Raw genomic sequence first — 18,888 nt, 5'->3', positions numbered from 1 at the left:
TGCATAAATTTCGTCTTGTTTTGTGACCCATATAAGTTATTTCTGTGTATTAGTATTTATTGGTGTTATATCAGCTTAATCGTTTAGCAATACGTTCATATCTTCTGGCATTTCTGCATGCAGTTCGAGCCATTCATTTGTTATGGGATGATAAAAGTTTATGCGCGATGCATGCAGTGCTTGACGTTGAATAGATTCTAGATGACCACCGTATAAGTCATCACCAGCTAGTGGATACCCTAGTTGAGATAAATGAACTCGAATCTGATGGGTGCGTCCTGTGTGCAATAAGCACCGTACATGGGTAAACTGATTATAAGATGTAAGCGAGCTGTCAGTTGAACATACATTACTATTATTATTCATCGTAATTACATCATCAGAATTAATCTTACCACTACTGATTTTGCTTGTATTTTTACTAATAATAGTTATATCCGTGCGAGCCGGCTTTCCTTGGACTGTACAACAGCGCTCAATGATACTGCCTGGTTTACGACCTATAGGCCAGTTAATGCTTATAGGCACAGCAGGGAGATATCCCTCTACAATGGCGTCGTAGCTTTTGTAAAAATGGGTGTGTTTTTTATCAAAAGCATGTTGGATCACCGATGTTTTAGCAATGATGACAATACCTGAGGTATCCTTATCTAATCGGTGTACGGGATGGAAATCATAATGCTGATTTGTTTCTTGGTAGTAATGAAGTACACCATTTGCCAGTGTATGATCTCGTATGGTAGAAGTAGGGTGCATCAGAATACCAGCCGCTTTATTAATGACTAAAATATATTCGTCCTCATATATGATATCTAGTTCCATAGGGCTTAAACCAAACTCTTGCTCTGGTGTTAACTTCATAACGAGATGATCGCCACCATGAATGAGCGTGTTCCAGGTAGCAAATTTACCATTAACTGTTATGATGCCATCATTTCGTAAACGGCGTCTCATGCGCTGGGAAATATGCTGTTGTTTTATAATATGATTTATAGACTGTGTGTGTACATCAGAGTTTACAATCAAATCGATTATCGTTGCTGTTTTCATACGTATTATTATAGCAAATAAAATAAAAATGAAGAATTTTTCATATTTCGTTGTATTTGTGAAGGTCGATATAGTATAATTTGAATTGCTGAATTTTATACATTATTTATGTGTGAACTTTTTACTATAATACTGTGTGTTTAGTTCTAACAGTATATTTTATGAACTATATATGTATGTTAACGACTATATGGTTATAGCTTATTCTATAAAAGGAGAGGTTTATGAATATTAACAAGAAATCTGTATTAGTCGCATGTGTGTTAGTGGCTATGTCTACAACAACTTTTGCGGCATCTACTACAACATCTATTAGTAGTACAACGGTAACAAACCACGATACACCAACATCTACTAGTACACGTGTAACTCGTGAGGAACATACAACGACTACATCAACTTCTACTGTTCGTACAGAGAGCTCTAGCTCTTCTAAAAGCACAAAAGCTAGTGTAGGCGTTATGACTCCTCAAAAAATTGAAGAGCGTAGTGCACTTTCTGGCTATATCGCAGCTGATGTGGCGAGCGCATTAAACCCTTATCGCAATGCTCCTAAATCTTTAAAATCTGGTAAAGGCACTACTTTCAAAAATGACGAAGTGCTTGAACATGGTGTATTGGCAGCTATGAAACAAGGTGGTAAATGGGGTGTTATCCGTCCAGATGGTACCGTTGCTATTGAGCCTAAATATAAAGAAATTAAAGATGTTGATTATAAAACGGGCAATGTGTTAGCTCAAGTAGATAAGAAAACAGACACTTGGGTTACCCCTAAGGGTGTAGAAATCTCTGAAGAGGAAGCTTTAAAAGAACGTGTAAAACAAGAAGCAACTCAAGAGTATCCAAGCGATTCCTATGTAGAGTTTAAAGAAAAAGGTAAATATGGCTTTAAAACTACTGATGATAAAGTAGTGATTGCTCCACAATTCCGTCAAATCGTGACTGGATTTAGCGAAGACCGTGCTTTTGTTAAAAATGCTAAAGGTAAAATTGTAGCTATTGATGGTACTGGTAAAGAATTATTTAATGCTCCATCTAAAGAGGTATATAGATACCGTAATGGTCTGGCTGAATACCGCCGCTCCGTGAGTGGCTTTAATTTAGGTGGCCTTGTAGGTGGCTTCATCGTGGGCGGTATCCTTGGAGGTGCGCTTTTAGGTGGTCAACATTATCACGTAGGTGGTTTTGCTTATGATGGTGCAAAACGTGGCTATATCGATCGCTCTGGTAATATTGTAATCGACAGCAAAAAAGATAAAGTATGGCCTATCACAGCCTATGGCACAGTAATTAAAGATGCTGGTAACTTATACTTTGTGAACCGTAAAGGTGAAGTTGTTATTCAACCAGGCGATTACGATGCAGGTGAAATGGATAAATTAAATGGTCTATTAGCGTTAAGAGACAATAAGACTGAGAAATGGGGCATTTTCGATGTATCAACAGGTAAGCAAGTAGTAACCTTCAAATATGATTCTATTTCCTTTGCAGGGACTGATCGTTTAGTAGTTGTGAAAGATCATGTTAAAAACCTTATCGATATGAATAGTGGTAAATCCTTGTATTCTGCTCAAACAGAAGCAACTATTGAACCATTCAACAACGATACTGTAACATGGGTTCATACTGGTAAAGAGGGCTATACAATCATAGATAATAATGGTCATATTTTATTTAGAGATACAAACAAACTTATTGAAGACGCTAAGTTCTTTAACCATGGTTTCAGCTCTGTTAAGTCTAAAGGCAAATGGGGAATCATGAACTCCAAAGGTGAATGGCTTGTACAACCTACATATGATGCGGTAAACGTTTTATAATATAATTGGTTGTAGAATTCTTTTGAATTTGTATTGTCTTTAGTTCTGGCTTAATTAGTTTTTTTAGTTATAGTTCTTAGCTATAGACTAAATACAACAGAATAGCGTTATATAGAACTAGCAATGTACATATATTATGTATGTTGCTAGTTTTTTATATTATTTGTCTTACGTATTGCGTTGCATAACCGTATTAGAGAACTTCCACTATACTTATAAAAGCTTCATTAATACATAGCTAACAATTATAATTAAGAAAATCGATTTACCTAGAAAATAAGCCTATTTTAAGGTATAATTATAGAGATGTATTCCGTTTTGGTGTAGTTTTACACTTTCACTTGGAATATGAGGATGATGAAAGTAATGCTATGAACCTTATGCCCAATAGGTTCAGGTGTAGGAGGTATAAAATGGCTAAAGATTGTTCCTTTGACGTTGTGTCTGAAGTGGATATGCAGGAAGTGGATAATGCGGTAAACCAAGCAAAAAAAGAAATTGGTACGCGTTATGATTTTCGTGGCTCTAAAGCGGAAATTAGTCTTGAAGGTGACACTATCAAAATCATCGGTGATGATGAATACAAATTGAATGCCATTATCGATGTATTAAAAGGCAAGATGGTTAAACGTAACGTAGCGATTAAAAATCTTGATTACGGCAAAGTTGAACCAGCAGCAGGTGCAACAGTTCGTCAAATCATTACTATTAAAAAAGGCATTACTAAAGAAAATGCTAAAGAAGTAGTAAAAGCAATTAAAAACATGAAAATTAAGGTACAAGCCTCTATCCAAGAGGATCAAGTGCGTGTATCTGGTAAGGATAAAGATGATTTGCAAGCAGTAATCCAAATGTTAAAACAATTGGATATCCCTGTAGAATTGCAATTCGTTAACTTCCGTTCCTAATAACATATGTTCATAGGATAGGGTTAGTTAGACTCGTTTGAGTCGCTAATACTATCAGTGTAGGAGGCCTTATGAAAGTGGAGGACATGAAGGGTGGCTATACCACAGGTTCATGTGCTACGGCAGGTATGAAAGCTGGTTTATTGGCCCTCTTAGATAAGAATATTGTGGACCAAGTGGTTATTGAGAACCCTCAAGGTCAGTACATTGAGGTTCCTATTAAAGCGGTAGAGGTTATATCCGATACAGAGGCGAAGGTGACCGTTATGAAAGACGGCGGCGATGATCCTGATGTAACCCATGGCAATGATGTGGAAACGACAGTGACCATTGATAATACTGGTGAACTGCGATTCCGAGCCGGCTTTGGCGTAGGGACCGTAACAAAACCGGGTCTTGCTATGCCGCCTGGAGAACCGGCTATCAATCCAGGGCCCCGGGCAATGATGAAAATAGTTTTTGAAGAACATTGTGTCCATGGTCAAGGTGTGACAGTAACCGTTAGTGTTCCTAATGGTAAGGTATTAGCCAAGAAAACATTAAATCATACACTTGGTATCGAAGGTGGCATTTCCATTATTGGTACTACCGGTATTGTTAAGCCTATGAGTGAAGAGGGGTTCAAAAACTCTTTGGTTCCTCAGTTAAAAGTCATGAAGGCCAATGGTTGTGAAACAGCTGTTCTCGTACCGGGACGTATTGGCCAAGATTTAGCGGAGCAAGTACTAGGTATTCATAAGAACCAAATGGCAGAAACTAGTAACTTTATCGGCTTTATGCTAGAACAAGCCGTACAGATTGGCTTTAAGCGCATCTTGATTATCGGTCATATCGGTAAGTTAATAAAACTGGCAAATGGTAGTTTCCACACCCATAACCGGATGAGTGATGGCCGCATGGAAAGTATCGTGGCTTATGCTGCTTTAGAAGGGGCATCCCAAGCGGTGTGTGAAGAGTTATTTAATTGTCAAACTACTGAGTCTACGTTCCCTATTTTGGAGCGAGAAGGCCTTACTGGTGTGTACCAACGTGTTGTAGATCGTGCATCTCTACGTAGTGAGCGCTATATTGCTAACGAAGCTGAGGTAGGGATCATCATTACGACCTTAAAGGGCGAAATCTTGGCAATGGATAAGCATGCAAAAGAGATAGGAGAACTTGAACATTGGCACATACCTTGTATATCGTAGGCATTGGTCCGGGTAATCCTGATTATGTGGTGCCTAGAGGCCTTAATTTAATTAAACATGCTACAGTATTGGTAGGCAGTGAACGTTCTTTAGAGGACTTTCAAGAGCCTGGCCAAATTACATATCCTGTAACGGGTAAGCTCAGCGTATTAGCGGAGCAAATTGAGCGTGAGCTCAACGACCATGACGTTGTAGTTATGGTTAGTGGCGATACAGGCTATTATAGCTTATTGCCATATTTAAAGAAAAAATTCCCTGCTAATCCTATTGAGGTGGTACCAGGCATTAGTTCTATGACCTTTGCCTTTGCCCGTCTTAATGAGGTATGGCATGATGCGGATTTAATGAGCTTTCACGGTCGCCAACCGGCACCAGAGAAACTCGTATATGAAGCAGGTAAAAAGATGGGATTCTTAACGGATCCTGAATATAATCCAGCGCATATTGCGCGTATTTTAATAGATGCAGGTTGGCCAAAAGAAACGAGAGCGGCAGCCCTTGAGCGCTTGAGCTATGATGATGAAAAAATCGTAGACTCTACGCTAGAGGTGTTAACTGAGCTCGAAGGCTTTGGTCATTCTGTAATGGTGGTACTAGGATGAGACATTTTTTCGGAATTCCTGATGAGGAGTTTATCCGCGGCGATGTGCCGATGACGAAATGCGAAATTCGCAAAGCCGTTATGAATGAGGCACGCATCGAGGAGGATAGCATCGTCCTTGACGTAGGTGCTGGTACGGGCTCTATTTCTATTGAAGCAGCCTTGGCAGCTCCTAAAGGACATGTATATGCAATTGAGCGCTTTGATAAAGGCATCGATCTTATCAATGAGAATATGAAGAAATTCAATGTTAATAATATGACTGTCATCAAGTCTAAAGCTCCTGAAGGCATGGAAGAATTGCCTGAGCTTGATGCGGTTATCATCGGTGGTAGCGCTGGTGGCATGACAGGCATCATGGACGAGGCGCAACGTCTGTTAAAAGTAGGTGGCCGTCTAGTTGTAACTGCTGTAACGATGGAAACTGGCTATACAATCCTTAAAGAGTTGAAAGGTCGTCCTTTCACGTATGAAGGTTACCAAATGTCCATCAGTCGTTACCGCAAGGCTGGGCCTTATCATTTGCTAGACCCATTGAGTCCAATTTTCATTGTATCTGCAACGCGTATCGCAGAAGGAGAGTAATATGGTTGACGTACATATCGTAGGTGCAGGCCCTGGGGATCCTGAGTTAATTACTCGCAAAGGGTATCGTTTAGTGCAAGAGGCAGATGTTGTAATTTATGCGGGTTCCTTGGTAAACCCTGCCATTTTAGAGGCTTGTAAACCAGGCTGTGAAATTCATAACAGTGCTACGATGAACCTTGATGAGGTGTTGGCTGTTATGAAAGCTGCCGTTGAGGCTGGTAAACGTGTAGTTCGCCTTCACACAGGTGACCCTGCTATTTACGGTGCTATTCAAGAGCAAATGGATGCATTGGCGGGCATGGGCATTTCTTATGAAGTCGTGCCGGGCGTAAGCTCTTTCCTTGCTACAGCAGCGGCATTGAAACAAGAATATACATTGCCAAATGTATCTCAAACAGTAATTATTACGCGTATGGAAGGCCGTACACCAATGCCTCCAAAGGAAAAATTGCGCATGTTAGCATCCCACGAAGCGACAATGTGTATTTTCCTTAGTGTTCAAATGTTAGATAAGGTTGTAGCTGAACTTATCGAGGGCGGTTATGACAAAACGACTCCAGTGGCTATCGTGGTAAAAGCTTCTTGGCCAGACCAACGCATTATCCGTGGCACATTGGAAACCATTGCGGATATTGTAGCGAAAGAAGGCGTATTGCGCCAAGCTATGATTGTAGTAAGCCATGTATTAGATAGTGAATACGAATTGTCTAAACTCTATGACAAAGGCTTCGCTCACATGTACCGCAGTGCTAAGGACTAGTATGATGAAAGAGCTAGAAACTGTTGTGCCTACGACAGAAGCTAAGAAGAATAGAACGGCTATTCTTTCTGTATCTGAACGAGGGGCCAAGCTGGGTCAACACATCAAGTCTTTGGTGGCACCTCATGCGGATTGCTTTGAAAAAGAAAACCGTCCCTCTGGTGGTGAGGCTATTTATTTTGATTCCCTCAAAAATCATATTGGACAGATTTTCAAGGATTACGACCAAGTATTATGCATTATGGCGCTTGGCATCGTAGTTCGCATGATTGCACCGTATATTGAGCATAAATCTAAGGATCCTGCGGTAGTCGTAATGGACGAAGTGGGGCACCATGTAATTAGTTTATTATCTGGTCACCTTGGGGGCGCCAACGAATGGACGCAGTCCATTTCGCTGGCCATCGATGCGGACCCTGTTATTACAACCGCAACGGATGTAAACGGATTGCCTGCGCCTGACGTGTTGGCGCGCCATGAGCATCTATTGGTAGATGATTTTCAAACCTTAATCAATGTGAACTCTGCCATCGTTGGGGGAGAGCGTATTGATTATTATATCGATGAAAGCTTACCGAATGCAGAGCAACTAGAACAAGCTGCGAAAGCTCATATTGGTGAATATGGCATGGTTCACGTTGTTTCTTTGGATCAACTTGAGTCTATTCCATGTAAAAATGAAAGCGCTGAAGAGGGTTCATCTCGCGTGGTTATTACAGACAAAGTAATTGACGAGTATGGTCATCAATTGATTTTGCGCCCTCGTACGTATACGATGGGCATTGGCTGTCGCCGAGACACACCAAAGGAATTGATTCTTGACGCCATACAACAGTCGCTAGCAGCACATAAGCTTTCACCAAAGAGCCTTGTAACGGCTGCATCGGTCATCGTAAAACAAGACGAAGTAGGCCTCTTAGAGGCTATGCAAATTATGGGGTGGCCTATCGTGTTCTATACACAAGACGAGATGGCACCACTCATTGAAGAAGAAAAATTAAAAGAATCTAATTTTGTAAAAGGAACTATAGGAGTAGGAAACGTATGCGAGACAACAGCATTACTAGCGGCCAAGAGCCGAACACTAATACAGCACAAAACAATTTATCCCAAAACAACGGTAGCCATTGCACAGGTAACATCAAAGTAATTGGCATTGGCCCTGGCGATGAAGAGTTCATGACACCTCAAGCGCGCGAAGCCATCTTAGCGGCTGACCGTGTTGTAGGTTATTTGACTTATCTTGACTTGATTAAAGACCTTATTGAAGGTAAAGAAACTGTAGGCACTGCCATGATGCAAGAAGTAGATCGTTGCCAACAAGCTGTTGATTTAGCAGTAGAAGGTCATCAAGTCGTAGTTGTATCCTCTGGTGACTCTGGCGTATACGGCATGGCTGGTCTTGTGTTGGAACTTGCTAATAAAGTACCAGCAGAAAAACGTCCTTCCGTAGATATCGTACCTGGCCTTAGTGCTGTAAACGTAGCAGCATCTGTATTGGGCGCACCTTTGATGCATGACTTTGCGGTCATTTCTCTTAGTGACTTGATGACTCCATGGGATTTAATTAAAAAACGTGCTGATCTTTGTGCACAAGGTGACATGGTTATCTCCTTGTACAACCCGCGCAGTAAAAAACGTGTTACTCACTTAGACGAAGTTCGTGAAATCGTTCTTAAATATCGCGATCCTAAAACACCTGTTGGTATCGTACAAAAAGCAGGTCGCCCAGGGCAACATATGGTAATTTCTGACCTTGAGAATTTCACAAACGAAGAAGTGGATATGCAAACACTTGTTATTATCGGCAATAGTCAAACCTATGTTGAAAATGGTCGCATGATTACTCCTCGAGGCTACAAATTATGATTTGGGTTATCGCTGGTACCTTAGATGGTCGTACCTTAGCGGTAGACATCCAAGAACGGACAGGTGAAGAGGTTCTCGTTACTGTTGTGAGTCAGTATGGGGCAGAACTTGCTGCCCATAAAGGCATCACTGTTCATACGGGCCGTCTTGATCAAGAGGCTATGCAAAATTTGATTAAGAAACACAACGTACGTTTATTAATCGATGCAAGCCATCCGTATGCTGCTATTGTTACGGCTACGGCTCAAGATGCAGCAAAAGCTGAAGGTATTCCTTTTGTTCGCTTTGAACGTAAAGAGGTACCATTACCAGATTATGATAAATTACATATCGTAGTGGATGAGGTAGAGGCCGCAAATTTAGCTGGCAAATTGGCAAAGGAAAATAACAAACATGTGTATTTGACCACAGGTAGTAAGACAATGCACATCTTTGCTAAATCTGATGCTTTACAAGATTGTGAAGTGTGGACACGTATTTTGCCGACTGCAGAGGTGTTACAAATGATGGAAGACCTCAACGTGAGTCCTAAGCGTATTGTTGCTGTCCAAGGTCCATTTTCTTATGATATGAACCGCATCATGTTCCACGATACACAGGCAAGCGTTGTAGTTATGAAAAACTCTGGCCTTGTAGGTGGTGCTGATACAAAATTACAAGCTGCTATGGATCTTGGTATCCATGTTATTGTTATCGATCGTCCACGTGTTAAACTTGAAAGTCACGTGGTATCATCAAATGATGAATTCTTTAAATTATGGGAGGACACTAATGGATTACGTTAAAAATCCTAAAGCTATTGAAGATAAAAGCATGGAAATCATTTATGATTATGTAAAGGATTTAGGCTTAACAGATGATGAAGTGCGCGTTGTATCTCGTACAGTACATGCGTCTGGTGATGTCGAATATGCTCAACTCGTAAAAATGAGCCCTGATGCTGTTCAAAAAGGTATTGAAGCATTGGATAATGGTGCAGACATTTATACAGATGTAGAAATGGTTCGCACAGGTATTTCTAAGCCAGCTCTTAAAATTCGCGGCAATGAAGTGCACTGCTTAATTAAAGACGAAAATGTAGCTAAAATGGCTAAAGAATTAGGTGTAACTCGTTCCATTGCGGCTATGCGTACCTTTGGTAAACAACTAGAAGGACAAATCGTTGCTATCGGTAATGCACCAACTGCATTGTATGAAGTGTTGCGCCTTGCTCTTGAAGAAGGCATTAAACCAGCTCTTATTATTGGTATCCCTGTAGGCTTTGTAGGTGCTGCAGAATCCAAAGACTATTTGATGGAAGTATCCCCAGTTCCTTACATCACTGTAAAAGGCAACAAAGGTGGTAGCCCAATCGCTGCTTCCGTATGTAATGCATTACTTTACACAGACGTAAAACGCAATGACATGCTCTTCGTAGAAGGCAAAGAATCTAAATAGTACAAAACCCGAATCGTGTTTTAGTAGTTTTGCGATTCGGGTTTTACTGTATATATTTTTCACAATAATTGTTAAACATAAATTAGATAAACACAGTAATTATGCTATATTAAATTTCTTATAATGTAGTATCTGTAAAATAGAGTTCATTTTATAAGAGACTTATATTACATTAGGTAGGTTTTGAGAGGGGGTTCATATGGCATCTAGTAATGAACGAAAATTATTTCGTGTATCAGTGATTTGTATCTTAATCATCGCCGTTATTATGAGCATGATTATATCTCTTATTTGGGGATCAACATCCGTATCATTAGCTGAGATTTGGCATACATTATGGTCTAGTGAGCTAACTGACACATCTTCACAAATTATTTGGAATATTCGATTGCCTCGCAATATTGTAGCTGCGTTAGTGGGGGCTTGTCTAGCTGTATCTGGTGCAATTTTGCAAGCAGTTATGAAAAATCCTCTAGCAGATCCACAGATTGTAGGGGTATCCTCTGGTGCAGGGCTGGCTGGTGTTATCATATTTATTTTATTCCCTGGGTATGATCATATAGTTCCGTTGGTAGCCTTTTTAGGTGCTATGGCTGCAGCACTCATGGTGTATGCATTAGCATGGAAAAATGGAGTGCGACCTAGTCGTATTATCTTAGCTGGTGTTGCGGTCGCAGCCTTTTTAGGCTCAGGTATTTCAGCACTACTTGTATTCTTCGGTGATCGTGTACAAGGGGCATTGCTTTGGATGGTAGGAGGACTCGCTGCACGCAGTTGGCCTCAGGTAGAAGTGCTGTTTCCATATGCTATAGTTGGCCTTATTTTTGCCTGTTTAGGAGCTAAACGACTTACCATTTTAAGTTTGGGTGATGAAACTGCAAAGGGATTAGGCCTTAAGGTGGAACAAACACGGTTTATTATGACTGCAGTGGCTGCTCTTTTAGCGGCTGGTGCTGTAAGTATAGCTGGGCTTATCGGATTTGTAGGTTTGGTTATTCCCCATATGTTACGTCTTATAATCGGTAATGACTATGCATATTTACTGCCTGGATCCGCATTATTAGGCGCCCTAGTTCTTGTTGTTAGTGATACAATAGGACGTGTTATGTGGAGCCCTATAGAGGTACCAGTGGGCATTATTATGGCATTCTTTGGAGCGCCGTTCTTCTTGTATCTATTGAGGAGGGATAACTAATGAATACCGCTATTGATGTAAAACAGTTATCCGTAACTCTTGGCAATCGTCATATTCTACATGACATTAATGTATCGGTTCCTATCGGTAAAATTACGACATTAATAGGGCCTAATGGCTGTGGTAAAAGTACGCTTTTACGATCTATGATCGGATATATTCATAGCCCTCATGAATGTATTACCATATTTGATAAACCGTTACAATCATATTCTCAAAACAATCTGGCACGGCAAATGGCATTTTTGCCACAAGTACCGAATATGCCAAAGGATATGACTGTAGAAGAATTGGTATATTGTGGACGGTATCCATACCAAACATGGTGGAAAAACACGGCTAAAGAAGATCGTGAGATTGTTGACTATGCGTTACATATCACGAAAACGAATCATTTGCGAGAACAATTAATCCCATCCCTATCTGGTGGTGAACGGCAACGCGTTTGGATTGCTATGGCGCTAGCACAGCAACCAAAATTATTAGTCTTAGACGAACCAACAACATATTTAGATATTAATCACCAATTAGAAATTATGGAGTTATTGAAACGATTAAATAAGGAACAAGATTTAACCGTTCTCATGGTACTTCACGAACTAACACAGGCGGTTCAATATTCACATTATATGGCTGTTATAAAAGAAGGCCATTTAGTAGCATCAGGAGAGACAAGTAAAATTATATCGGATGAGTTGTTTAGAGATGTATTCTCTGTAGATGTACAACTTGATACATTTGATAATAAAAAATATGTGCGCGTAATAGGATTAGTTGAGTAGCTTGATACTAATAGAAAAAGAGGGCATTCCCTATTTGGGGGATGCCCTCTTTCGCATGATACAATATGTTAGAATGTAACATTAATACCGTATGCTTCTTTAACTAAACGTGTCATAGCTTCAGGTGTTTGTAGTCCTGGGTTTAATAGGAATAGTTTAGATGGTAAGTATATTACGCGGTTATTTTGTACGGCTTTTAAATTAGCCCATGCAGGATTATCTGTCATAGCTTGTTTCATAGCTTTTGTAATTTCTTCTTCTTTACCCATTGTAACAACAAAGATAATATCAGGGTTATCTGCAGTCAATGTTTCAAGAGAGTAAGGGACAGTTTTATCCTTGGTTGTACCTTCTAAGTGGGAGGCAACAACGTTTGTCATGCCTAGTTCTTTTACCATAGATGCAGTAACTGCTTCATCAGTTTCGGCAGTTACACCTTTTCCTGTGGCACGTAATACGGCAACACGTGCAGGCTGTTGATTCTTAACAGCATCTTTTACCTTGGTAATATTGCTTTCATAGGTATTAATAACAGATTTAGCCTTATCTTGATGATTGGTTAACTCGCCAAGGAATGTTAACATTGGTACATTATCTTTAATACCATCGTAATCAAAAAGTACGGTTGGAATATTATTAGCTTGTAATTGGGATTCATATTTTTTATGTTGATTTACTAAACCCAATACTACATCTGGCTTCAAGCCTAATAGTTGTTCCATGTTGATATTTGCAGTTTGACCAAGAGCGGGTAGAGCTTCTAATTCTGGGGCTAATTTATCCGTTGTATTGGCACGGCTAATGGCTTTACCATCGACAGCATAAAGCATAGATAAAACAGAATTAGATAATACAGCAATTTTTTGTGGATCCTTTGGTACAGTATAGGTTTGACCATTAAAGGTCAACTCCTTCGTAGTAGCAGAAGAGCTGGATGTGGATTTACCACACCCAGCTATTGCTAGTACAACCATGACCAAAGTGAGACTACAAAGTAGTAGTTTTTTCATGATGTACTCCTATGTACGTTATATAACGATACTAGTTAAATTATAAATTGATTATTTTTGTAATGCGTCCCAAGATTCGTTAGCACGTTCAACGAATAAGTTACGGATGTTAGGATTTTCACCTAAGCCATGAAGGTAAGTATCTACTTTGAAGCCTTCTTTTTCAAGGATGGATTTATGGGAATCTGGTTCATTACCAGCCATGTCATTGTTTGCATGGTCGCCTGCAACCATCATGAATGGCATCAATGTAACGTGCTTAATACCATGTAATTTTAATTGAGGGATAACTTGTTCAAGATTTGGAGTACCTTCTACTGTGTAGACGAATACATTTTTCATACCAAGAGTATGGATGCGGTCTTGAATTACAGAATAGTAAGCATTGGAAGGATCTGGAGTACCATGAGCCATGATAAGAAGACCGTCTTCTTTGCCTAATTTAGGGAATTGAGATTGAACAGCTTTTAATGTTTCAATAACTTGGTCAGTTTGGTTTTCTTGACCCATCCAGTACATAAGAGATGTACCAAGTGTCATTTTTTTGAAATTATCTTTGTACAAATTATATACTGCTGCATCGTAGTTGTATTCCATACCAGGAATTACATCAAGGGATGCTAATGCAACGCGAGTGTAACCGTCTTTTTTTAGTTCAGCCAATGCTTCTTCAGGAGTTGGGTATGTAATACCTTCTTTTTGTTGGATACGATCACGAATAATATGGCTTGTGAAAGCTGTAATTACTTTTGTGTTTGGATGAGCTGCTTTAATAGCATCTACAGTTGCATCGATTGTTTTCGCACGAGTATCTTTATAAGTTGTACCAAAGCTCATAACAACCATAGCATCTTTGTTTGGCAAGTTTTGTAAAGCTTCAGTATTGTGTGTACGAACACCGATTGCAGAAGCTTCTTTTAATGCTGGAGTAGGGTCTTTTACTTCAGGATTTAATTGGTATGCAGCATTAGATACAACAGGTGCACCAAAGGATACTGCAAGACCTAGAATAGCGGATGCTAAAGCTAATTGTTTTTTCATTTCTATACTCCTAATTTATAACTATAACTACACTAATATGCAATCATTCACATAGTTCTAATATAATGAGAACTATGGATTTATCGCATATATATAACTTTAAATCAATCGTAGCAGAGGGGCTAAGGAGTGTCAATAAACCCTATACCCCTAGAAGTATAGAAAAAATAAGAAAGTATTAATAAATTAATGTGATGAATATAGTATGATAGTACATTTTATAATTATATTCTTGTTGGTTATAAGGGTATGAATATGTGAATATATAAGTGATTTTATTTGATCTTTATTTAGGCATATTTTGATGGGGCCCCATAACATTACTACAAATATATTAAAAATGATGCCCTATACTTGTTTGCTCCTCGTTCCTGATGTCGCTACACAAGTACAGGTCATCATTTTTATTACTGTAGTTATGTAGGCGTCCCATCAAAATATGATATATAATAAATATAAATATAAAATTTTAGTAAAATAAAATTATCATATAAAAGAGAGAAGGACTATGTTTGTTTTTTTTTTGAGAGAGAACAAATTCTTTTAAAACAGAATGTATACGATCTACTACATAATACTAGGATAGGTAGAAAAGCTTTTTTACTTATTGTTTGGTAAGAGATCTTGGCAATTTGTAAAAGACCTATAGGTTCATATTCTATGAAATAGGAAATAGATTATGATATATGATTTATTAATTTTAGGCATTAGTATATGGTTATTATATGATATTTTTCTTATGTATAAAGCAAAGAATAAATCACAAGTCCTAATAGAGTTTATATTGCTTGCTGTATTAATTGCTGGATACTTAATAAATAAACTGTATGAAACTAACTATTTTGTATCAGATACATATTTTTATTTAGGTATGGTATTAGCGGTTATTATATATTGTTGTATATTATGGTTACATAGGTATAAATATATAAATACTGACGACGAGAGAAAAAAGAAAAATATAATTAATTCAATTCTAACAATTCATGCAATCATATTTTTATATGGATTAGTGATAGTTTGGATAGTATTCTTTTAGATTTTAATATGATTCTTAATTAAAACATGGTGTTGGACTCCTTTGAGTTTAACACCATTGGTAGATATGTTTGAGAATATTGTAAATGGAGGATGGATACCATTGAGTAAATCAGATTTTCAAAATAATTTTACTAAATATAAAGGGTAGATTATGCATCTTAAAATAAATATCCCTAATGACTGTAATTTATTCAAAGCTAATATACGAGCATTAGGAGATTCTAATATTTTTAGAAATAGACGTTTAAATATTATAACAGCAATAACATATTATGCTGCGATAGTATTTATATTCTTAATGACAATGGCTTTAGGTTTTTATGTTAACCCTAGATTATATAGCGTCTTTTTTTATGGGATTGATATGATAACTAATATATTGTTTTTAGTTGTATTGGGATATCGATGTCAAGATTATGGGATTCATAGATATATAGGTATTCTATGTGTTGTTATAATTAGTTCCATTATTACGTTATATTGTGGTGGTGATTTTTTTGTAAGCCCTAGTAATTATATTTTAGCGGTATCAGATACAACTATTTCTCTTAATAAACCCTTTTTTTTCGTAGTAATGAATAGAATGATTTTTTTATTACTTTTAATTCCTGGAAGTCAAAAGAATTCGTATGGTGATAGACCTGCATCTGGATTTTGGGATGGCTCTTATTTAGTAATGGATCCTTTAAATATTAAAATTATAAAGATTAAGATTAGAAAATTATGGAATAATTTAATTGGTAAAAAGGACTATGATGATACATTAAGGTCTGGTAATGCTGTAAAAGAGCAAAAGTTTGAGTTTATGGAAGTTCTCCAAAAAATTCTCATTAAAGATATTTTTAATTTTGAGGGCCGATCTTCTAGAGATGAACTGATGATATTTACTATGCTATTTTCTGTGCTATCAATGTTATTAAGTTATATAAATATATCTGATATATTGAATAGTTATGTTGTTAATATTTTTATAATTGACGTCTTAGTCGCTATTATTATATTAGTACCTTATATAAGTTTACTTGTTCGTCGTCTTCATGATAGTGGAAATAGTGGTTTTTGGCTTTTCTTTATGGTAGTTCCTATTGTAAACGTATATGTTTTATATATGCTATTTTTTAAGCCAACCTATAATGATGAGACAATCAAATGCTGAAATTGATTTTTTATTTATTTTTAGAGAAAATTGATAGGTTGGTATGTTTGAGAATATTGTAATTGGTCTCTTTGGCTTATTAATGGTGAATTATCTCGTCATATTTGAAGTATATTTTAATTATTATTCTTTGTGTTGCTTGTGTCTTTGATCTATGGCGTCATAATCGTTCAGGCAAAATCACAGCTGGCGATAAGAGAATGTATGATACCTTTATAGGTCGAATTAAGTTCATTGTTATGTTTTTACTTGTTTTATGTGGTGTTGCATCGGTTATACATTATTTTGGTTAATTTTGATATTTTTTCTCATTGACTTCTATAGATTAATCTTGTACTATTATTACATAGTAGTTGATAACAGTTTTCAATTGTGAAAATTGTATCATGTATGAGCGATATGGAGGTCACATATGAAAGGCATAATTATTGCATCCTTTGGATCAATTTATCAAGATGCTGTGGAGAAATCCATCGGCAGTATAGAGAAAAAAGTACGTTCCATGTATAGCGATATGGAGGTACGCCGTGTATTCTTGTCTGATGCATTAGTAGAAAAGTGGAATGAGAAATATGATGAAAAGATTTCTTCTTTCACAGAGGCTATGCAGGATTTTGCTCGCATGGGCATCGACGAGGTATACATTCAACCTATTACATTGGTGGCAGATCAGTGCTACCAACAAATGCGCAAACAAGCATTAAAGTTTTTACATAGCAATGAATATGGTTTTAGCCAGGTAAATATCGGTAAACCATTGCTTACCTCTTTAGGTGTAAAAAATTATGCCGATGATTATGAAGCAACATTAGAAAGCATTGTTCGTCACGTTAATACAAAAGCACTTAATAAATCTGTTGTGCTCATGGCGAATGGCCAAAATCAATTAGAGTTCAGTACATTGCAATTAAAGGCGATGTATGGTGCAGCACCAAACATAGTAGTATTTACTACAAATGGCTTCCCTACTTTTAAACAAGCTCTTACTTTCTTGGATCGTATGGGGCATAAAGATTTATTAGTTGTACCATTGGCTCTCATAGGTTCTACACATTTAATGGACTATCTTGGCGGTGAACGCTCCGATTCCATTTATGCTTTACTCGCTGAGGAAGGCTACAATGTTGACATCTGGAATGAAGGGCTTGGGGAAAACCCACATGTACAAGATTTATTCTTGAAACATTTAGGTCAAGCTATCCGCATGTCTGATCGGAAGCGGCCCATGCCTAGAGAATCTGTAAAACCTGTTATGACAAATTCTCGCTTGGAAGCGCAAGGTTTGATTTCTTGATATTTGTTATTACATAATTAGACATACAACACTCCACTCTTTCACATTAATAAAAATCCTCCTTGTTGGATATCCAATGAGGAGGATTTTTACTTTTACCATGAAAGATAAGAATAATTTCCATTTTATACGTACCATGGTATGCCCCTAGAGAATGGTCTATGGTATGATTAAGATACATTATTAGTTAATATAAGGAGACATTCATGAAACAAGCTATCTTAGTTGTTGCCTTTGGGTCCACTGTGGACAGTGCTCGTGTACATAATATCGATTCTGTAGTAGAACATATTCGTAAATCGTATCCGGATTATACTGTAGAATTAGCTTTTTCGTCTCGTATCATCGTTAAGCGCTTACGTGAGCGTGGTATTGAGATTCCTACTGAACAAGGGGCGTTAGAGAAACTGATTCAAGAAGGTTATACACATGTATATGTGCAGCCACTTCATTTCACCGGTGGTGAAGAGTTCGATAAATTAAAAAATAATATCCTTGCTCATGAAGGTGAAGGACAACTCGAAGTGTTGCGTGTAGGTAGACCTCTCGTATACTACATGGGACAAGAAGAGCATCCAGATGATTACCAAATTTTGATTGACCGTTTCATTAAATCTCTTAATATTTCCAAAGATGATGGTTTGTTATTGGTTGGTCATGGAGGTCTTGGTTCTGGCAATTCTTCATATGGTAATTTACAGTTTAAGCTAATCCGTAATGGACTTACGAATGTGCGTATTGCTGTACTTGAAAACGCACCATATGTGTCAGATGTAGCAATGCCTTGGGAATGGCTTGATGGTAAACGCCCAAAAACAATTTATGTACATCCTTTATTATTGGTACTCGGGGATCATGCACAAAATGATTTATTTGGTGACGAAGAGGATAGCATAGTGAATGAACTCGCTGGAGCAGGATATGAGGTTAAACCAATTCATAGTGCTCTAGGTGAATATGAAGCGATTCATGATATTTTCCGTCAACATGTGCAAGATTGTATCGACGATTTGTATGGCAAACGTAGCCCACATCGTCCTGCAATACCAAATATTAAATAGTATCTTTGTATATATTGTATAAATTGGTTATAATAAAAGATATTGCAATTATAAATAGAGTGTGACTATAAGAATAGGAGATACC

18 protein-coding genes are annotated in these 18,888 nt (G+C 37.8%); 15 read left to right on the top strand and 3 right to left on the bottom strand.

What is annotated here, in order from left to right; all coding sequences use genetic code 11:
* Window positions 1–75: 75 nt before the first annotated feature.
* Window positions 76–1,050 carry an RluA family pseudouridine synthase gene (locus tag KH286_RS02745; protein WP_278457159.1) on the bottom strand — a complete coding sequence of 325 codons (975 nt, stop codon included), beginning with the start codon at window positions 1,048–1,050 and terminating at the stop codon, window positions 76–78.
* A 224-nt stretch (window positions 1,051–1,274) separates the two neighbouring features.
* On the opposite strand from KH286_RS02745, the gene KH286_RS02740 reads away from it, so the two are divergent.
* The 12 genes from KH286_RS02740 to KH286_RS02685 all read left to right on the top strand — a co-directional run bounded on the left by KH286_RS02740 (window position 1,275) and on the right by KH286_RS02685 (window position 12,200).
* Window positions 1,275–2,870: a WG repeat-containing protein gene (locus KH286_RS02740; RefSeq protein ID WP_278457158.1), complete on the top strand. Its 1,596-nt coding sequence runs from the start codon at window positions 1,275–1,277 to the stop codon at window positions 2,868–2,870.
* Window positions 2,871–3,283: 413 nt separating this feature from the next.
* Window positions 3,284–3,778 carry a YajQ family cyclic di-GMP-binding protein gene (locus tag KH286_RS02735; RefSeq protein ID WP_004696277.1) on the top strand — a complete coding sequence of 165 codons (495 nt, stop codon included), beginning with the start codon at window positions 3,284–3,286 and terminating at the stop codon, window positions 3,776–3,778.
* Between the two features lie 71 nt (window positions 3,779–3,849).
* The gene (gene cbiD / locus KH286_RS02730) at window positions 3,850–4,968 is read left to right on the top strand and encodes a cobalt-precorrin-5B (C(1))-methyltransferase CbiD (RefSeq protein WP_278457157.1); all 1,119 of its coding nucleotides are present in this window, start codon (window positions 3,850–3,852) and stop codon (window positions 4,966–4,968) included.
* On the top strand, window positions 4,944–5,570 hold the full coding sequence (gene cbiE / locus KH286_RS02725) for a precorrin-6y C5,15-methyltransferase (decarboxylating) subunit CbiE (protein ID WP_004696273.1): 627 nt from the start codon (window positions 4,944–4,946) through the stop codon (window positions 5,568–5,570). Before cbiD ends, cbiE begins: the two co-directional genes overlap by 25 nt.
* A complete protein-coding gene (cbiT, locus tag KH286_RS02720; protein ID WP_009351736.1) occupies window positions 5,567–6,154 on the top strand; it encodes a precorrin-6Y C5,15-methyltransferase (decarboxylating) subunit CbiT in 588 nt (195 codons plus the stop codon). The genes cbiE and cbiT overlap by 4 nt, the downstream gene beginning before the upstream one ends.
* 1 nt (window position 6,155) lies before the next feature.
* Window positions 6,156–6,917, top strand: coding sequence for a precorrin-4 C(11)-methyltransferase (gene cobM, locus KH286_RS02715; RefSeq protein ID WP_004696269.1), 762 nt, complete (start codon window positions 6,156–6,158; stop codon window positions 6,915–6,917).
* Window positions 6,918–6,921: 4 nt separating this feature from the next.
* Window positions 6,922–8,067: a cobalt-precorrin 5A hydrolase gene (locus tag KH286_RS02710; protein WP_278618161.1), complete on the top strand. Its 1,146-nt coding sequence runs from the start codon at window positions 6,922–6,924 to the stop codon at window positions 8,065–8,067.
* A gap of 29 nt (window positions 8,068–8,096) precedes the next feature.
* Window positions 8,097–8,786 (top strand): precorrin-3B C(17)-methyltransferase, encoded by a 690-nt coding sequence (gene cobJ / locus KH286_RS02705; RefSeq protein WP_004696265.1) that lies wholly within the window; start codon window positions 8,097–8,099, stop codon window positions 8,784–8,786.
* Window positions 8,783–9,571, top strand: a complete 789-nt coding sequence (cobK, locus tag KH286_RS02700; protein ID WP_278457147.1) for a precorrin-6A reductase — start codon at window positions 8,783–8,785, stop codon at window positions 9,569–9,571. The genes cobJ and cobK overlap by 4 nt, the downstream gene beginning before the upstream one ends.
* Window positions 9,558–10,223, top strand: a complete 666-nt coding sequence (locus KH286_RS02695) for a precorrin-8X methylmutase (protein ID WP_004696261.1) — start codon at window positions 9,558–9,560, stop codon at window positions 10,221–10,223. The genes cobK and KH286_RS02695 overlap by 14 nt, the downstream gene beginning before the upstream one ends.
* Window positions 10,224–10,422: 199 nt before the next feature.
* The gene (locus tag KH286_RS02690) at window positions 10,423–11,418 is read left to right on the top strand and encodes a FecCD family ABC transporter permease (RefSeq protein WP_021148283.1); all 996 of its coding nucleotides are present in this window, start codon (window positions 10,423–10,425) and stop codon (window positions 11,416–11,418) included.
* Complete coding sequence (locus KH286_RS02685) at window positions 11,418–12,200, top strand: ABC transporter ATP-binding protein (protein ID WP_278457145.1); 783 nt, start codon at window positions 11,418–11,420, stop codon at window positions 12,198–12,200. The genes KH286_RS02690 and KH286_RS02685 overlap by 1 nt, the downstream gene beginning before the upstream one ends.
* Window positions 12,201–12,268: 68 nt before the next feature.
* Here KH286_RS02685 and KH286_RS02680 read toward each other — a convergent pair whose 3' ends face one another.
* Window positions 12,269–13,210: an ABC transporter substrate-binding protein gene (locus tag KH286_RS02680; RefSeq protein WP_012864524.1), complete on the bottom strand. Its 942-nt coding sequence runs from the start codon at window positions 13,208–13,210 to the stop codon at window positions 12,269–12,271.
* Window positions 13,211–13,261: 51 nt separating this feature from the next.
* Complete coding sequence (locus KH286_RS02675; protein ID WP_012864523.1) at window positions 13,262–14,251, bottom strand: sirohydrochlorin cobaltochelatase; 990 nt, start codon at window positions 14,249–14,251, stop codon at window positions 13,262–13,264.
* 1,192 nt (window positions 14,252–15,443) lie between these two features.
* On the opposite strand from KH286_RS02675, the gene KH286_RS02670 reads away from it, so the two are divergent.
* The 3 genes from KH286_RS02670 to KH286_RS02660 all read left to right on the top strand — a co-directional run bounded on the left by KH286_RS02670 (window position 15,444) and on the right by KH286_RS02660 (window position 18,803).
* Complete coding sequence (locus KH286_RS02670; protein WP_278457142.1) at window positions 15,444–16,448, top strand: DUF805 domain-containing protein; 1,005 nt, start codon at window positions 15,444–15,446, stop codon at window positions 16,446–16,448.
* 412 nt (window positions 16,449–16,860) lie between these two features.
* On the top strand, window positions 16,861–17,742 hold the full coding sequence (locus tag KH286_RS02665; RefSeq protein ID WP_278457141.1) for a sirohydrochlorin cobaltochelatase: 882 nt from the start codon (window positions 16,861–16,863) through the stop codon (window positions 17,740–17,742).
* Window positions 17,743–17,948: 206 nt separating this feature from the next.
* Window positions 17,949–18,803: a sirohydrochlorin cobaltochelatase gene (locus KH286_RS02660; protein WP_120055323.1), complete on the top strand. Its 855-nt coding sequence runs from the start codon at window positions 17,949–17,951 to the stop codon at window positions 18,801–18,803.
* Window positions 18,804–18,888 lie beyond the last annotated feature (85 nt).

This window comes from Veillonella parvula (genome assembly GCF_018378075.1).
GTDB lineage: Bacteria > Bacillota > Negativicutes > Veillonellales > Veillonellaceae > Veillonella > Veillonella parvula_K.
The sequence above is the reverse complement of the archived record's forward strand: the minus strand, read 5'-3'. Positions and strand labels throughout refer to the sequence as shown.

Coding starts and splice junctions, on each gene's coding strand:
- cobM (WP_004696269.1), top strand. CDS start 6,156: ATGGTTGACGTACATATCGTAGGTGCAGGCCCTGGGGATCCTGAGTTA.
- KH286_RS02665 (WP_278457141.1), top strand. CDS start 16,861: ATGAAAGGCATAATTATTGCATCCTTTGGATCAATTTATCAAGATGCT.
- KH286_RS02670 (WP_278457142.1), top strand. CDS start 15,444: ATGCATCTTAAAATAAATATCCCTAATGACTGTAATTTATTCAAAGCT.
- KH286_RS02745 (WP_278457159.1), bottom strand. CDS start 1,050: ATGAAAACAGCAACGATAATCGATTTGATTGTAAACTCTGATGTACAC.
- KH286_RS02675 (WP_012864523.1), bottom strand. CDS start 14,251: ATGAAAAAACAATTAGCTTTAGCATCCGCTATTCTAGGTCTTGCAGTA.
- cobJ (WP_004696265.1), top strand. CDS start 8,097: ATGACACCTCAAGCGCGCGAAGCCATCTTAGCGGCTGACCGTGTTGTA.
- KH286_RS02710 (WP_278618161.1), top strand. CDS start 6,922: ATGAAAGAGCTAGAAACTGTTGTGCCTACGACAGAAGCTAAGAAGAAT.
- cobK (WP_278457147.1), top strand. CDS start 8,783: ATGATTTGGGTTATCGCTGGTACCTTAGATGGTCGTACCTTAGCGGTA.
- KH286_RS02685 (WP_278457145.1), top strand. CDS start 11,418: ATGAATACCGCTATTGATGTAAAACAGTTATCCGTAACTCTTGGCAAT.
- cbiT (WP_009351736.1), top strand. CDS start 5,567: ATGAGACATTTTTTCGGAATTCCTGATGAGGAGTTTATCCGCGGCGAT.
- KH286_RS02695 (WP_004696261.1), top strand. CDS start 9,558: ATGGATTACGTTAAAAATCCTAAAGCTATTGAAGATAAAAGCATGGAA.
- KH286_RS02680 (WP_012864524.1), bottom strand. CDS start 13,210: ATGAAAAAACTACTACTTTGTAGTCTCACTTTGGTCATGGTTGTACTA.
- cbiD (WP_278457157.1), top strand. CDS start 3,850: ATGAAAGTGGAGGACATGAAGGGTGGCTATACCACAGGTTCATGTGCT.
- KH286_RS02690 (WP_021148283.1), top strand. CDS start 10,423: ATGGCATCTAGTAATGAACGAAAATTATTTCGTGTATCAGTGATTTGT.
- KH286_RS02740 (WP_278457158.1), top strand. CDS start 1,275: ATGAATATTAACAAGAAATCTGTATTAGTCGCATGTGTGTTAGTGGCT.
- KH286_RS02735 (WP_004696277.1), top strand. CDS start 3,284: ATGGCTAAAGATTGTTCCTTTGACGTTGTGTCTGAAGTGGATATGCAG.
- KH286_RS02660 (WP_120055323.1), top strand. CDS start 17,949: ATGAAACAAGCTATCTTAGTTGTTGCCTTTGGGTCCACTGTGGACAGT.